Raw genomic sequence first — 14797 nt, 5'->3', positions numbered from 1 at the left:
TTATAATGAATCAATTTATTATTTTGTATGCACCTTTTCTTGTAGTAGCTATTAGCATTGCGGTTGGCTTTTGGATAGGACCGAAAGATCGTCAAATTAAGTGATAAACGCATTCATCACTGTAATGTGTGGTTGATTTCCGTTCCGACTGGGCGCTTTGTCGCTGTCGCCTTGCTTTAGCGCAGATAAAACATTTGTTGTTGCTGTCGCTACGCTTGCGCACAGATAAAACATTTGCTGCCGCTACGTTAGCACTACGCTTTCGCACAGAGCAAAGCTTCCTGGGGGCGTCCGATGAGCCGCTTCGCTTCGCTGCAGGGTCTCGGGCCAACAGATGTCTTTTGCGCGAAAGCGTGAGTGCAACGTAGCGGCAGTAGCACGATGTTGGTCACGAAGGCGTTATCACAGGATGTGATGCTTTTAGCCTTCGTTCCTCTATCGCTAATCCCCGAGGAGTCGCCCAGCCTCCACTCCAACCAACTTACAGGTTGATCAAATTCGCATAATAAAATAACTTAATAGGATAAAAACTTGAAAAAAGGGGCTATATGGAAAGTCTTGAATGTTTGACTTTCTATATAGCTCCTTTTGTTTATGGGTTATTTTACTTGATGCAGCGCTCGGATGGTCGTTCGATTTTTACATAGCGCCACAAGCTATTAGCGATGTCACGTGCCTCTTCTGCGTGTACGGTTCCAACGAATGCTTTACGGAAAGGTGTAAGAAGTGATTCGATAATAAAGAGCTTCGGTTTCTCACGCTGTAATTCCTCTAATAAGAATTCCGCGTATTCTAATCCTTCTACTGTTTCGTTCTTAGCTAATCCTTTTTTAAAGCCTGTTAATTGCTCGATGACCGTTTCCTTATCTACTGTTTTAAAATTCGCGACGTTTTGAATCGTATTGATCATTTCCGTACTAATGATGATTTCTTTTGATTCAAGCATAACGGGTATAATTACGCTAATATTGCGTAATGCTACACGTACAATGGCTTCTCGATTTATATATTTATAGTCAGCAATTAAGACTGCGCGTAATGTAAGGTTAATCATACCAAGTGTCTGCACAGCACATTCATAGCTAATGGGACTAATTTCTTCTCCAAAAACTTGTACAAGTCGATTGGCGAGCCACTCTAACTCTTGTAAATAAAAATTTAAAATAATTTTATTCAGTTCTTTATCACGAGAATGGAAAATCGATTCAAAAATCTGAATTAAATTTTGTTCTCGATTGACATACATGAGTACTGCAACTTGCTGTGTTAATACTTCCAAATCAGTAGGATCCTTACCGTAAAGAAGTTCGTGGCGACGATTACTTGCTTCTTCGCGCCCTTCATCTAATATGGCGATTAAGCATTCGTTTTTAGAAGAAAAATGATTGTAAAATGTGCCTTTTGAAATTTTAGCGGAACTAATGATGTCATTAATCGATGCATCTACAATGCCTTTTTCAATAAAAAGAGCACGGGCAGCTGTGATGATTTGTCTTTTTCTTTTGTTCATAACCTCACCTTTTTTAAAATATTATACTCTTATTCTATAGATAAAACGCCTATATATCAATGTTTTTAAAATTTATAATCTTAATTCTTGAAAAAAGTAGACTGCGAGTATAAAATAAGTTTTATCGAAAAAAACAAGAAAGAATTGAGGGATATAAATGAATAGTGAGCAAACACTGAAAAAGCCCCCCTATGGAATGATTTCAATTTTATTTGTGGGTGCTTTTGTTGCTTTTTTAAATAACACATTGTTAAATGTTGCATTACCAACAATCATGAAAGATTTTGATATAACGTATTCAACAGTACAATGGCTCGCAACAGGTTATATGCTTGTGAGTGGTATTTTGGTACCTGCTTCAGCATTCTTCGTAACACGCTTTAAAAATAGACATTTATTTATTGCAGCGATGTCAGTCTTTACAATCGGTACGGTTATGGCTGGCTTTGCACCTAACTTCGGTACACTTTTAGCAGGTCGTATGGTGCAGGCAGCAGGGGCAGCAAGTATGTCACCACTTCTAATGAATGTAATGCTGATTAGTTTCCCAAAAGAAAAACGCGGGGCAGCAATGGGTATTTTCGGTCTAGTGATGATTTCTGCACCAGCAATCGGCCCTACATTATCAGGATATATTGTAGAGCATCACGATTGGCGTATGCTATTCCAAATGATTATTCCGTTTGCTGTCATTAGCTTATTATTTGGTATTTGGAAATTAGATAATGTAATGGAGACGCGTAAAGTTCATTTAGATGTCCCATCAGTACTATTATCAACAATTGCATTCGGTGGTATTTTATATGGTTTCAGTACGGCAGGGGATAAAGGCTGGTCAAGTCCTTGGGTATATGGCACGATTTCAGTTGGTCTACTTGCTTTAATCATCTTCATATTTAAACAACTACGTATGGATCAGCCTTTGCTAGAATTACGTATTTATAAATATCCAATGTTTGCGTTGGGATCAGCTATCTCGGTTATTGTCTCAATGGCTATGTTCTCTGGGATGATTTTAACACCAGCTTATGTACAATCAATTCGTGGAATTGAACCATTCGAAGCGGGCTTAATGATGCTTCCTGGGGCACTTGTAATGGGTATTATGTCGCCGATTACAGGGAAGCTTTTTGATAAATTTGGACCGCGTCTATTAGCGATTATCGGTTTAACGATTACAACAATTGCGACATTTGGTTTAACAAAGTTAGAGTTAGATTCAAGCTATACATTTATTGTGTCCTTGTACACAATTCGTATGTTTGGTATGTCAATGGTTATGATGCCAATTATGACAAACGGTTTAAACCAATTACCACAAATGATGAACCCACATGGTACTGCTATTAATAATACTTTACAGCAAGTGGCAGGGGCGATTGGTAGTGCTGTGATGGTAACGTTCATGAATAACCGTACAAAAGTAAAAGTCGAAGAATTAATTGCAGAGGCAAAAGCCAATGCAGCGCAATCAGGTGTTGCAGCAACGCCTGAGCAAATGCAACAAATGCTGGATCAGATTAAACAAACGGCTTTATTAGATGGTATTACACACTCATTCTTCATTGCGGCTTGTATTACCGTTCTTGCACTTGTACTTGCGTTCTTCTTAAAACGCGTTAAAATTGAAAGCGCAGCGGCTTCAATGGATATGAAAAAACCAACTAAATAATAATGAGTTAATATGCTCCCCTATAGGTAGACAGATGAAAAATATATTTCTGTTTATCGAAGGGGAGTTTTTTGATGCAATATAGCAATACGTATCGTTGTATGGGCACATAAAAATAGCACGGATATGTGCAAAAGCTAAAGGATGGATGAATATTTTAAAATCATCCTAACCTTTTGTGCTAATGTCCGTGCAACAATTTTAATCGTTCTTTTTAAATAATGCTCCTGGCCAAAACGCATATTTACCGAGAACAGTAGTAATAGCAGGTACAAGCAATGGACGTACAATGAATGTATCAAGCAACACGCCAATTGCCGTAACGACACCGAACTGAACAAGTACTTGAATAGGTAAGGTAGCAAGTACAGCGAATGTTCCAGCTAAAATTAAACCAGCAGATGTAATAACGCTTCCTGTTCGTACAACACCTTCCTCAATAGCTGTTAAATGATCTACTGTTCTGCGTTTTTTCCAAATTTCCGAAATCATAAAGATATTATAATCTTCCCCGAGAGCCACTAAAAATACAAATGCATAGAGTGGAATTGCTCCTGAAATGGCATCTGCCCCCATTACATGGTGTAAAATTAGCCAACCTGCACCAAGTGCCCCGAAATAAGAAATAATAACTGTTGCTAATAAGTAGACAGTAGCTGTTATGGAACGTAGATAAATGAATAATAATAAAGCAATTAAAGCAATCATTGTTGGCATAATAACAGTTTCATCGCGTACAGTTAATTGCTGTGTATCATATTGACTAGCTGTTTCACCGCCAATCCAAATATGTTTATCTGCATCTTTTATACCTTCATCCTCAAGCATTTTTATAACCGCTGCTTTAAGCTCTGGAATATGAGCTAACGATTCCTTAGCATAAGGATTCGTGTTTAAAGAAATCTCGTACAATTGGATAGCATTATTTTTCTCTCCAATTCGGCTATCTGCAACACTATCAATATAAGAGATTTCAGCTAATTGCTGCTGCAAGCGGATATCTATACCCTCAGTATCAATGACGAGCTGAACTGGAGCTAATTCGCCAGGTGAAAAATTTTCTTCTATTAAATGAAAGCCTTCGCGGGATGGCATATTCTCAGGAAATGACGATAATAGATCAAAAGTATACTGAATACGTGGTACGAATGCTGCTAACCCACCAAGGAACAGTAAAGTGACAACAATGACCACCCATGGTTTATGCGTTACAGTGCGCCCAATTGTGCGGCTTATTTTATGTGTTGGTTTGTGCTGTTTTTTTCCTTTTTTATAAGCCATATCCTCTGTTCGCGGTATGAATGGGAAGAAGGCAACTCGACCTATAATAACAAGAATTGCTGGAAGTACAACTAACGCTGCTACACCCATCACTAGTACACCAAAGCTAAACGGAATTGCAAAGCGTTGGAATGCACCATAATGGGCAAGGCTAAGAGTAGCTAAACCGATAACAACCGTTAATGCACTCATCATAATCGCACCGCCAGACTCCTTTATAGTAAGCTTCATGGCAGTAGTCTTATCTTCAATATGAAATAATATCTCTCGATACTTTGATATTAAAAATAAACAATAGTCTGTACCTGCTCCAAAGAGTAATACAGTCATAATAGAGACAGCCTGCGAGTCCTTATTGATCCATCCATGATCGGCGAAAAAACCGAGCGTTGGACTTATAACGACGTAGGCAAGAGCAACAACCATTAATGGAATAATGGCTAATAACGGTGAACGATAAATAATAATTAGTAATACTAAAACAAGGAGCACTGTCGCAATTAGTAATTTAACATCAGCTTGGGAGAATAAACCGACAGCATCCGTAGCGATACCAACCGGTCCAGAATAACGCACATGAAGATTGTCACTAACTAATTCTTTATCTAGTTGGATATTATACTTATCCATTGTTTTTGTTAATGACTTTAAACTCTCTCGCAACGCATCCGTAGCCACGCCTTTTTCAAAGAAAACAGGAGTTACAATTGTTGTGCCATTGTCAGATGCAGACGCTAAAAAGGCTTGAGGTGGCATTTTATCATATGGTGGAATAACAGTTTGATTTGCTAAAGGTTTAGCTTTAAGCTCTCCGTAAACTTTTTGGATAGCAGCAAAATCATCAGTAGTTAGCCCGCTGTCTCGATGCCAAACGAGTAATAATGGTGTACCTGCATCATTCGGAAATTGTTCTGCAATAATAGTTGCTGCCTGCTGAGACATTTCATTTTCTGGTAAATTTTTACCAGATTCACTCTTGATACTATTAATCTGTGGCCAGGCAAATGACAGTACAACAACTAGTGAAATCCAAAAGGCAAGGGCTAAAAAGCGCCCTTTTTTACTTGTTACCATTGAGCCCCATTGCTCTAGTGGGTGCTTTTTCATTTAAAGACCTCCGTTTCATGTAAGTAATTTTAATTATATATACCAGAAGGTTAATTAATCAATTGTAAAAAAAATATATGCTATACTATGTCTAAAATGAATCCTTTATAAGGGGGCGAACTTGTTGAAGCAGTCACCGCGTGTTCTCGGAAGACCTCGCCATAATGAGAATGCGAAACCAAAAAAAGATATTGTTCTTGAAACCGCAACAAGGCTTTTTATCAAAGAAGGCTATAAAAATATTTCGATGGCTGATGTAGCAAAAGCTTGTAACGTTACAAAGGCTACTATCTATTACTATTACCCGACTAAAGGGGATTTATATACATCAGCTATGCTGGCAATGATGGATCAAATTAAACTTTCCATTTTACAGATTTTAGAGGAGTCAATATCATTTAAAGATCGGTTAGAGAAGCTTGTTGAAATTCATTTATCGGCCACTGTAGATATTGATATGAAAAATTTTATGAGAGAAGCGACAATTAATTTATCGGAATCTCAGTTAAAAGAAGTGCAAGCATCAGAAAATAATATGTATAAAACGATAGAGCATGCGATGCAGTTAGAGATGGAACTAGGCACGATTCGGAAGGGGAATGCTACTTTTTTTGCCCATTCGTTTTTGGCTTTAATGTCAGTAGGATACGTTAAAGATGGGGAAGGGAACAGGATATTTCAATCAGAAGCTACGGCCGCGAAAGAAATTATAGACTTTTTCTGGAAATCTGTTGAAAAATGATTTCTTTCATTTTATGTAGTATTTATGCTGAAAATAAAATAAGTATTACGCAATCGATTTAGGGGAAGCTTAGATCAGAAGAATTTTAATAAATTTGAGATTAAAAATGTTGTATTTGGGATACAAAGCAAACTTAATTACAAATATATAGTTACAAATCAATGAATTTTGAAAAGATTGTCGAAATTGTGATTTAGCTCATTGAAATAATATACAAACAACCTTATAATGGAGGTTGTAACGTCACCAAGACAAGATAGGATGGAATTATGATGCGCTTTTTGCAAAATAAAGTTAACATTGTAATAACAAATTATACGAATTGCTATCCAGTTCTTGAGACTGGTGATTTGTAAGATATAAGCGCTGTAACGACTGTTAAGAAGTGCCTTAATGGTCTTTTTTACATGGAAGCAATAAAAATTAAAATAGTGATAGTGATGGCAAAGGAGAGTTCAAAATGTCAGAAACGAATAACCAAACACAGTCTGAACAATTAACTGTGAGTCAAGAACAATTGGATGTGCTAGATCAATTATTAAAGCCTGAGGTTCAGGAATCACTTACAACTTTAGTTGAACAATTACCAAAGTTAACTGAAATGATGACGCTATTAACAAAATCATATGAGTTTGCTCAAGCTGTTGCAACTGACGAAGTACTGAAAAATGATACTGTTGGTGCGGTAACAGAAATGGCAGGCCCAGTAGTAGGCTCAGCTAAAAATCTTGCAGCTACTGCAATTGAAGCGAAAGACCGTGCGTCTGAAAGCCAAGAAGTAATTGGTTTATTCGGTCTTATGAAAATGTTAAAAGACCCACAAGTTCAAGGTGTTTTCCGTTTTGTTAATGCTTTCTTACAAGTAAGCGCTGAACGTAAAGCTAAATAAGACTCGACTCGAGATATATTCAAAACGTACGGACGGAGGATTAATTAATCATGTCAAAAGAAATCGTCATCTTAGGTGCTGGTTACGCTGGCGTTTTAACTGCATTAACAGCACGTAAGTATCTATCAGCTGATGAAGCTAAAATTACTGTAGTAAACCAATTCCCAACACACCAAATCATCACTGAACTTCACCGTTTAGCTGGTGGTACAATTGCTGAAGGTGCTGTTGCTTTACCACTTAAAAAAATCTTTAAAGGTTTAGATATCGATTTACAAATCGCTAAAGTTACAAAATTCAACGTAGACAGTAAAAAAGTTGACCTAGATACTGGTTATACTTTAAATTACGATACTTTAGTAGTATCTTTAGGTAGCCAAACTGGATTCTTCGGTATCCCAGGATTAGAAGAAAATTCAATGGTACTTAAATCAGTGAACGAAGCAAATAAAATTAACAAACATATCGAAGACCGTATTAAAGCATATGCACAAACAAAAGACGAAGCAGATGCAACAATCGTTATCGGTGGTGGCGGTTTAACAGGTGTAGAGCTTGTTGGTGAAATCGTGGACAACTTCCCGAAAATCGCAGCAAAACACGGTGTTAACTTTGCTGACCTTAAAATTAAACTTGTTGAAGCTGGTCCAAAAATCTTACCAGTACTTCCGGATGTACTTATCCAACGCGCTACGGAAAGCTTAACAAAACGTGGCGTTGAATTCATTACTAGCACTCCTGTAACAGGTGTTGATGGTAATGTCATCTCTCTTAAAGATCGCGAACCAATCGTTGCCAATACGCTTATTTGGACAGGTGGGGTAGCTCCACTTCCAATCGTAGGCGAGTCTGGTCTTGCAGCAGACCGCGGTAAAGCTACGATTAATGAATTCTTACAATCTACATCTCATGATGATGTATTCGTAATCGGTGATGCATCTGTAGCATTACCAGCTGATGGCGGACGTCCGCTATACGCACCAACTGCACAAGTTGCATGGCAAATGGGTGAGTGCGCTGGATACAACTTATTCGCACAATACAAAAACCAAGAAATGAAGCCTTTCTCTGCAATTAACTCTGGTACACTTGCAAGCTTAGGCCGTAAAGACGCTGTTGCGACAATCGGTGCTAGCAACACACAACTTAAAGGTCTTCCTGCAACACTTATGAAAGAAGCGTCTAACATTCGCTATCTGACACACATTAAAGCGCTATTCGGCTTAGCGTATTAATTTATATTTTTCTAATTAAAACCACTTTTGCAATGGACATAATGTCTGCTGTGAGGGTGGTTTTATATTTGAGATAATTCTGTGGAATTGTGAAGAAAGTAGCAATATCTCTTGAACAAAACCGGATAAATTTGTTATTTGCTTTATTAATCGTTATAAAACAAGTAAAATTTATACATGTTATATAAGAAAATTTATCTAGAGGTGATAAGTTATGTTAACGATGTTTCAATCAAAAAAAGAGGATATAGAGCAATTTAAGATAAAAATAGATGAGCTTAATGCAAAGCTTGATAAAAAGGATCATGAATTCCAAATATTTTTAAATGACTTACATAAAGAACTTATTTCGACTATTGAACAACATGATATAGTCAATAATCAACATATAGTTTTAGGAAAAATGGTTACCAAAATTCTAGAGGAATTTAACAAAGTAGAGGATAGCACAATTCACTCTAACACTATATCTGAAAATGCACTTGAAAAAGGTAATTCTTTAATTACTTCATCAGATGAGATGGTGACACTTTCAATTGAAAGTAAACAAGCTGTCCAAGAAGTGGAGTATTTAATTGATTCTCTAGGTGAACAATCTCAAAAAACTTCATCGAGCATGAACCAATTAAGTGATCGCTCTAAACAAATTACAGAAATTGTAAAAGTTATTAGTGATATTTCCAATCAAACCAATTTACTTGCGTTAAATGCATCAATAGAAGCAGCTAGAGCGGGCGAGCATGGAAAAGGGTTTTCGGTTGTTGCCGAGGAAGTAAGAAAACTAGCAGAAAATACAAAAACTAGCACAGAGGATATAGCCAACCTTACGAAAAAAATAGAAGAGCAAATTTCAGAAGCCTATGAAGATAATAAGAACAATATGCAGTTAGTTACAGAAGGCATAAAAAAGAGTACCGAAACCTCTGAACAAATAAATGCATTATTGCTAATGATTACAAATGTTCAAGGTGAGGTGAATGGACTGCTTGATTATATCAAAAGTCAAAAAATTTCCAATGAAGATGTTATGAATAAATTTAATACTACAACGATTTTATTTGACGAGACAAATAAAGTACTAACAGATCATATAGATGAATCGGAAGTTGTAACACAAAAATTATTGGAAGCAGTAGATAAAGTAAAATGCTTTCCAACTACTTCCTAATGGTAGACGGACACTAAAATATACGGTTTAAACTTCGAAAAAGGCAACCTCTTGCGGTCCTACATACAAACAAGAAGTTGTCTTTTTCTATTTTCCTTTACTAGTTTAAGTGTGTGATGATTCACATTTCAAATTCACGGGGAAGAAGGATTTTTTGCACTTTATTCTCTAGTCTCTAAAGCTTAGAAATATTTGAATAAAATTTGGCCTTTGAAGGTTGAATAGTAAAAATAAGTAGAGTAATTGATACTAATAACATTATAAGAGCAGCAGAAACAACAACATATCGTATAGATATAATTTCAGCGGAAACCCCAAAGACGGCAGTGATGATAATAATGAACAAGGCTTCTACAAAACCATAAATACTGCCTATTCTCCCCATGCTATCGACAGGAATATTGTTTTGATAAAACGTATAGAAGCCCGTATTGGCAAAGGCCATCGCAAAGGACAAAATAAAGCATCCTAAAGAAGCGATAAGAAATGTATAAGAGGATGTGAAAATTAAATAGCCTAATGCTGTTATTAATGACCCCAAACCTATAAGCCAAGCAGTTGGTATTTTTTCAACGATCGCTGTATTCATTAAAGAACCAACTAATACTCCAGCACCTGCTATGCCCACCAAAACACCGTATTCACCTTCGGATAATGATAGTACTTGAGTAGCAAATGCAGCTTCTAAAGAATCCGTCGCTGTCATCATGACAATCATTACACTAAATAAAAGATAGATCATCATAATATAAGGATTTTTAAGGCTAAATCTTATAACAAGCTTCCAATCACTGTATAAAACCTTGTAGGAAAATTTCGCATCGGCCTTACTTGCCAGTTGTTGATTAGCCTCAATATTAGGCATTCCAAATGTAATACAGGCTGATAAAAATAATGCAATGGCATTCAAGTAAATTGCCATATTAGGTGATCCAATCATAAATAGCAGTCCTGCAATAGCTGGACCAGTTACGAATGCGCCGGAATCAAGTAAGCTACGAAGCGAGTTAAAACGTTTTCTTTGTTCAACGGGTATCAATTTCGTAATGTAGGTCATCGAAGTCGGATGATACATAGAGCTAGCTATTGTGATAACAAAGACCATGAAATATATCCAAGGCAAAGTAGAGAAGAAAGGTAGTGTGACAATTAGTAAAGATTCGAAAAGGTTGAGAACAATCATGAGATATTTTTTATTTAAACGATCTATCAAACTACCTGACCAAAAACTGGCGAAAAGTTTGGATAAAGCCCTAACGATATATAAGCCAGACACAGCGATAGCGGATCCAGTAAGGTTTAAAACAATTAGATTTAAAGCTATAAAATATATCCAGCTTCCGACGCTGGATACTCCAATACTAAACAATAATATGGCCGGATAACGCCACGTTTCTATTAATTTATTCACACTCATATAAATTCCTCCCTTTAGTTATGACAAGTAACAACTAAAACAAAAAAATCCCACCCCCAAGACGATTTGTCTTAGGGACGAGATTGTGGAATTTATACTCACGTGGTGCCACCCTAGTTCACTATTATGTCGCCATAATAGCCTTTTCAGTACGGCATAAATATGTATGCTTATACTGTTTCTCTGTAACGGGAGTTCCCGTCGCATCATCATTCAAGCAGAAATCCAATGCGCTACTCCGAGGCTTGTTTCAATAATTCGTTCTTACTCGTTTTCAGCAACCCGAGCTCTCTGGGAAGAACAGCCTTATTTACTCTTCTCTTCAATGTATTTTTTAATAGTGTAGCATATATTTGTAATTCTGGTAAAGTGTTCTTTGGAATTTTTAAAACATTCCGATAAATTCTGGAATGATTCCGATATTGCATGAAAAGGTTCCGATATTCTTATTGAAGATAGGTTGTAAGCTCTGTTAAAAGTGATTGGCAAAGAATCACTGACTCTACTGTATGATTTTTTATTTCAAGAGAATGGTCAGCATTTTCTACAATAGTAAGCTCAAATGAAGAAAGTAGTTCTAATCTTTCTTTAGAAAAATGAGGGTCAGCAGTACCGATTGCTAAAAATGCCTGCTTTCCAAGCAAATTTTTCATCACATGATCAAGTGACAATAGGGGTGTCAAAAGTACATAACGAGAAGGAACAGATTACACTCGCTGCATATAAAAATCTGTGATCGGTAATGTTCCGAGTGATTTTCCTATGTATACAGCTTCGCTATAAGATTTTGTGCTTAAAATAAATTCCACAATAGGGTTTGCGGCATTATAAACCATTGCTGAAATAGCTTCTGGTTCCTGTTCAAATTGTTGCGAATCAAACGTATAGCATACTTGTACTACATCATAGCCAAGCTCCAGCATCAGCTCAGTAGAATAATAAAGAAGTGGTTTTTCATACGTATAGCCAGTGCCAGAAAACATGAAGCACACCCTGTCACTTTCGTTATCAAAGTAATTGTATGGAATATCGTTGTATTGTTCTTTTCTTAGTTTGATTTTCATCATAATTCCTCCTTGTCATACCAAATTGTTGAAAGGTCGATGTGCCCTAAGTGATTGAAGTTCAATTCTAAAATATCATGAGCAAACGGAATATCGTCGAGATGTGTAAATAATGGTATCAAAATAGCTTCTTCAATTAAATAGTGGTTTAAAGAATCGAAAAGTGACGGCCATTCTGCCATCGTGGCTAATTTAAATTTTTCAAAGATATTTATAAAATAAGCATCTTCTTTGCACACTTTGTAAATTGGAGAAACTGGGCTGAACAGGTCATGCAATTTGTGAAAAGCGCTATTAACAGTTGTGACATTCGTATAAATAAATGCATCGTACTTAAGAGGTTGAGGATTATCTTTAATATAATTTGATAGTGTTAATGTTTCTATTTGTGGGTGGTAACCATATTTCGCTAAAGATGAAACTAAGTGTTGGATTAAATTTAATTTCTCTTTAGGTACACCGATTTTTAAAACCTCTTTTTTACATAGAGTCGAGATAGTTTTACTAAAATTTCTTAAATGATTTTGTAATGCAAAATCATTCTCAATAGCTGTATATAAATGTTTATGTATTATGTTTTTAATATGTTGCCTTTGCGCTTTAGTAGAACAAGATTCTTTATTTTTATTTAAAATGACTGCACAAATCCCGTTTTGGATATTCATTTTTTTACGATTATTATCATTTGAGAAATTAGTTTGATAAAACGAATTAGATCCTTTTGGAAGTATGTTTAATTCTACCGTATGCAATAATGCTCGCATGCCGAAAAAATTGTCAAATGCTTCTAAAACAATTTGGTGAGATGTATGTTTTGATACAGCAAATGAACCTGTTCCGAAAACTACATTATCTACAATCTTAAAGATACTTGCTTGTATATCTGTTAGTAAGTGTAGTGCATATGTGCAAGACTCCGAAAAAATAAAATCAATTGTCCACATATCAACAATAATAATTTCTCGAATAGGCTGCCACAAAGGTAGATGTAGTAATTGGCGTAAACACCAAGCTACATCATGTGCTGTTAGTAAATCGCCATTGTGGAATGCAACATTTTTTCGTAAATAAAGACGCAATGTTTCTCCATTAACTTGCCAATGGTGCGCAAGAGAAGGGAGGAGATTACCATTTTCATCTGCTTCAACTAAACGATTTGTTAAATTGGATATGAGTGCGGCACTATAAACATCGTTTACTTGATTCGGTTGTAGAGTGTGAATAGGGTGGTAGATTGGTACAATCAGATGCTCATTATAAAAGATATTGTTTTTTATATTTTGTTGATAGAGATGCTTAAATTTCACAGCTAAAGAATCTGTTAAATTAGGAAATGCAAATAATTCTTCCCAATCCATCATAGTCATTGTTGGGAGATGAGATTTAAGTTGATCTACAATAATTTGTTCAATATCTTCTTGCCATTGAATTTTGGATAAGTGTCCACGACCATTCCCGGCATTATAAATAAGCCAATTGTGTTGCTGAAACAATTTAAGGTAACGATTCAGTTGTTTAGGACTTATCTTTAATATAGTTGCTAATTGTTGGTGATGAAAGTCGTTGTCTTTCTGATGACAATAGAGCGAAAGTAAATAAAACAGTGTTTTATCTTTTGATAGAAAGGTGGACATTTAATATCTCCTTTTGTCTCTTTTTGTGAAATTTGTTTTATTTTATAATCTAACTATAACAAGGGGGGAGAAATTTATGAAGGCTGTGATTATTAATGAGTTTGGAACTTCTGATGTTTTAAAGTACGTAGAATGTCCAAAGCCGACTATTTCAGCAGGGGAAGTATTAATACGTACGACATATACGAGTGTGAATTTTGCTGATATTAAAAATAGAACAGGTAATAAAGCAAAAGCAAATTTTCCAATGATACTTGGTTTAGATGTAGCAGGTGTAGTTGAAGAGGTTTACGATGAAAATAGTGCATTTAAAGCTGGTGATGTCGTTATTGCATTCCCGAAAGATGGAGCATATGCAGAATATGTGGTAGCGAAAGAGCATCTTGTCTTCAAAGTTCCAAATGATGTCTCTTTGGAGAAGGCAGCCGCTGTGCCAACGGTTTTGTTTTTATCCTATCTCTTAACACATCAAATCGCTCCAATTCGTACAAACGATAGCGTACTAATTCATGCTGCATCTGGCGGGGCAGGGACAATGCTTATTCAAATGGCGAAAAAGCTAGGTGCTAAAAATATTATTGGCACAGTTAGTGATATGAAAAAAGCGACAATTGCCTATGAGCTAGGTGCCCACCATGTACTGACATACGATAATTTTAGTGCGCAAGTCAATGAATATACGGATGGTCAAGGTGTAAACATCATTTTTGACTCCATCGCTGGAAATATTACAGAAGAGAGCTTTCACTGTTTAGCTCCGTATGGTACGCTAGTGCAATTTGGAAATAGTAGTGGTAAAGCAGGTAATATAAAAACATCTGATTTACATAATAGCTGCCGTAATGTGAAAGGTTTTAGTCTAGGAACGACTCGAGCTTCCAAGCCAGAAATGCTACAACAAGTTACCCAAGAGATGTTTGCATTGCTGAAGGAAGAGAGCTTCCAAGTACCTATTGCGAAAATCTTTAAATTAGAGGACATGCAGAAAGCCCATGATTTGATGGAAAGTCGCCAGCATCAAGGGAAAATATTAATTAAAATATAAAGTAATCAAATCCTAGTGTAGATATAAAAAAGA

At 36.1% G+C, this 14797-nt stretch carries 13 protein-coding genes and 1 other annotated feature; of the genes, 7 read left to right on the top strand and 6 right to left on the bottom strand.

Annotation, left to right across the window (positions count from 1 at the left end):
* Nucleotides 1-5: 5 nt before the first annotated feature.
* Nucleotides 6-104, top strand: coding sequence for a cytochrome bd oxidase small subunit CydS family protein (gene cydS / locus ACVYAD_RS18990; protein WP_386829881.1), 99 nt, complete (start codon nt 6-8; stop codon nt 102-104).
* A gap of 500 nt (nt 105-604) precedes the next feature.
* Here cydS and ACVYAD_RS18985 read toward each other — a convergent pair whose 3' ends face one another.
* Complete coding sequence (locus tag ACVYAD_RS18985; RefSeq protein WP_476427482.1) at nt 605-1510, bottom strand: TetR/AcrR family transcriptional regulator; 906 nt, start codon at nt 1508-1510, stop codon at nt 605-607.
* A gap of 157 nt (nt 1511-1667) precedes the next feature.
* On the opposite strand from ACVYAD_RS18985, the gene ACVYAD_RS18980 reads away from it, so the two are divergent.
* Nucleotides 1668-3182 carry a DHA2 family efflux MFS transporter permease subunit gene (locus ACVYAD_RS18980; RefSeq protein WP_349661599.1) on the top strand — a complete coding sequence of 505 codons (1515 nt, stop codon included), beginning with the start codon at nt 1668-1670 and terminating at the stop codon, nt 3180-3182.
* 201 nt (nt 3183-3383) lie between these two features.
* On the opposite strand, the gene ACVYAD_RS18975 is transcribed toward ACVYAD_RS18980, so the two are convergent.
* Nucleotides 3384-5570: an MMPL family transporter gene (locus tag ACVYAD_RS18975; protein ID WP_476427480.1), complete on the bottom strand. Its 2187-nt coding sequence runs from the start codon at nt 5568-5570 to the stop codon at nt 3384-3386.
* A gap of 124 nt (nt 5571-5694) precedes the next feature.
* Here ACVYAD_RS18975 and ACVYAD_RS18970 point away from each other — a divergent pair, with 124 nt between their 5' ends.
* The 4 genes from ACVYAD_RS18970 (at nt 5695) to ACVYAD_RS18955 (ending at nt 9604) form a co-directional block, all read left to right on the top strand.
* Complete coding sequence (locus tag ACVYAD_RS18970; protein WP_476427479.1) at nt 5695-6312, top strand: TetR/AcrR family transcriptional regulator; 618 nt, start codon at nt 5695-5697, stop codon at nt 6310-6312.
* 460 nt (nt 6313-6772) lie between these two features.
* The gene (locus ACVYAD_RS18965; RefSeq protein WP_079563022.1) at nt 6773-7201 is read left to right on the top strand and encodes a helical membrane plugin domain-containing protein; all 429 of its coding nucleotides are present in this window, start codon (nt 6773-6775) and stop codon (nt 7199-7201) included.
* Nucleotides 7202-7251: 50 nt separating this feature from the next.
* Nucleotides 7252-8436: an NAD(P)/FAD-dependent oxidoreductase gene (locus ACVYAD_RS18960; RefSeq protein ID WP_349661596.1), complete on the top strand. Its 1185-nt coding sequence runs from the start codon at nt 7252-7254 to the stop codon at nt 8434-8436.
* A 214-nt stretch (nt 8437-8650) separates the two neighbouring features.
* The gene (locus ACVYAD_RS18955; protein WP_349661595.1) at nt 8651-9604 is read left to right on the top strand and encodes a methyl-accepting chemotaxis protein; all 954 of its coding nucleotides are present in this window, start codon (nt 8651-8653) and stop codon (nt 9602-9604) included.
* Nucleotides 9605-9779: 175 nt separating this feature from the next.
* Here the strand turns inward: ACVYAD_RS18955 and ACVYAD_RS18950 are convergent, their stop codons facing one another.
* The 4 genes from ACVYAD_RS18950 to ACVYAD_RS18935 all read right to left on the bottom strand — a co-directional run bounded on the left by ACVYAD_RS18950 (nt 9780) and on the right by ACVYAD_RS18935 (nt 13719).
* Nucleotides 9780-11021 (bottom strand): MFS transporter, encoded by a 1242-nt coding sequence (locus ACVYAD_RS18950; protein WP_476427478.1) that lies wholly within the window; start codon nt 11019-11021, stop codon nt 9780-9782.
* Nucleotides 11022-11091: 70 nt separating this feature from the next.
* Nucleotides 11092-11356, bottom strand: a binding site (T-box leader).
* Nucleotides 11357-11467: 111 nt separating this feature from the next.
* Nucleotides 11468-11692 (bottom strand): hypothetical protein, encoded by a 225-nt coding sequence (locus ACVYAD_RS18945; RefSeq protein WP_476427477.1) that lies wholly within the window; start codon nt 11690-11692, stop codon nt 11468-11470.
* Nucleotides 11693-11728: 36 nt separating this feature from the next.
* Nucleotides 11729-12085, bottom strand: coding sequence for a hypothetical protein (locus ACVYAD_RS18940; protein WP_476427476.1), 357 nt, complete (start codon nt 12083-12085; stop codon nt 11729-11731).
* Complete coding sequence (locus tag ACVYAD_RS18935) at nt 12085-13719, bottom strand: ABC transporter substrate-binding protein (RefSeq protein WP_476427475.1); 1635 nt, start codon at nt 13717-13719, stop codon at nt 12085-12087. The genes ACVYAD_RS18940 and ACVYAD_RS18935 overlap by 1 nt, the downstream gene beginning before the upstream one ends.
* A gap of 76 nt (nt 13720-13795) precedes the next feature.
* On the opposite strand from ACVYAD_RS18935, the gene ACVYAD_RS18930 reads away from it, so the two are divergent.
* Nucleotides 13796-14764: a quinone oxidoreductase family protein gene (locus tag ACVYAD_RS18930; protein WP_476427474.1), complete on the top strand. Its 969-nt coding sequence runs from the start codon at nt 13796-13798 to the stop codon at nt 14762-14764.
* The last annotated feature ends 33 nt before the right edge of the window (nt 14765-14797 follow it).

The sequence above is a fragment of the Lysinibacillus sp. G1-3 genome, from assembly GCF_056322905.1.
Note: the sequence above shows the minus strand (reverse complement) of the source record. Positions and strands in the feature narration are given on the sequence as shown.

What these genes read in the sequence shown, in the direction of transcription:
- cydS (WP_386829881.1), top strand. Translation starts at nt 6, where the DNA reads ATGAATCAATTTATTATTTTGTATGCACCTTTTCTTGTAGTAGCTATT.
- ACVYAD_RS18985 (WP_476427482.1), bottom strand. Translation starts at nt 1,510, where the DNA reads ATGAACAAAAGAAAAAGACAAATCATCACAGCTGCCCGTGCTCTTTTT.
- ACVYAD_RS18980 (WP_349661599.1), top strand. Translation starts at nt 1,668, where the DNA reads ATGAATAGTGAGCAAACACTGAAAAAGCCCCCCTATGGAATGATTTCA.
- ACVYAD_RS18975 (WP_476427480.1), bottom strand. Translation starts at nt 5,570, where the DNA reads ATGAAAAAGCACCCACTAGAGCAATGGGGCTCAATGGTAACAAGTAAA.
- ACVYAD_RS18965 (WP_079563022.1), top strand. Translation starts at nt 6,773, where the DNA reads ATGTCAGAAACGAATAACCAAACACAGTCTGAACAATTAACTGTGAGT.
- ACVYAD_RS18960 (WP_349661596.1), top strand. Translation starts at nt 7,252, where the DNA reads ATGTCAAAAGAAATCGTCATCTTAGGTGCTGGTTACGCTGGCGTTTTA.
- ACVYAD_RS18955 (WP_349661595.1), top strand. Translation starts at nt 8,651, where the DNA reads ATGTTAACGATGTTTCAATCAAAAAAAGAGGATATAGAGCAATTTAAG.
- ACVYAD_RS18950 (WP_476427478.1), bottom strand. Translation starts at nt 11,021, where the DNA reads ATGAGTGTGAATAAATTAATAGAAACGTGGCGTTATCCGGCCATATTA.
- ACVYAD_RS18940 (WP_476427476.1), bottom strand. Translation starts at nt 12,085, where the DNA reads ATGAAAATCAAACTAAGAAAAGAACAATACAACGATATTCCATACAAT.
- ACVYAD_RS18935 (WP_476427475.1), bottom strand. Translation starts at nt 13,719, where the DNA reads ATGTCCACCTTTCTATCAAAAGATAAAACACTGTTTTATTTACTTTCG.
- ACVYAD_RS18930 (WP_476427474.1), top strand. Translation starts at nt 13,796, where the DNA reads ATGAAGGCTGTGATTATTAATGAGTTTGGAACTTCTGATGTTTTAAAG.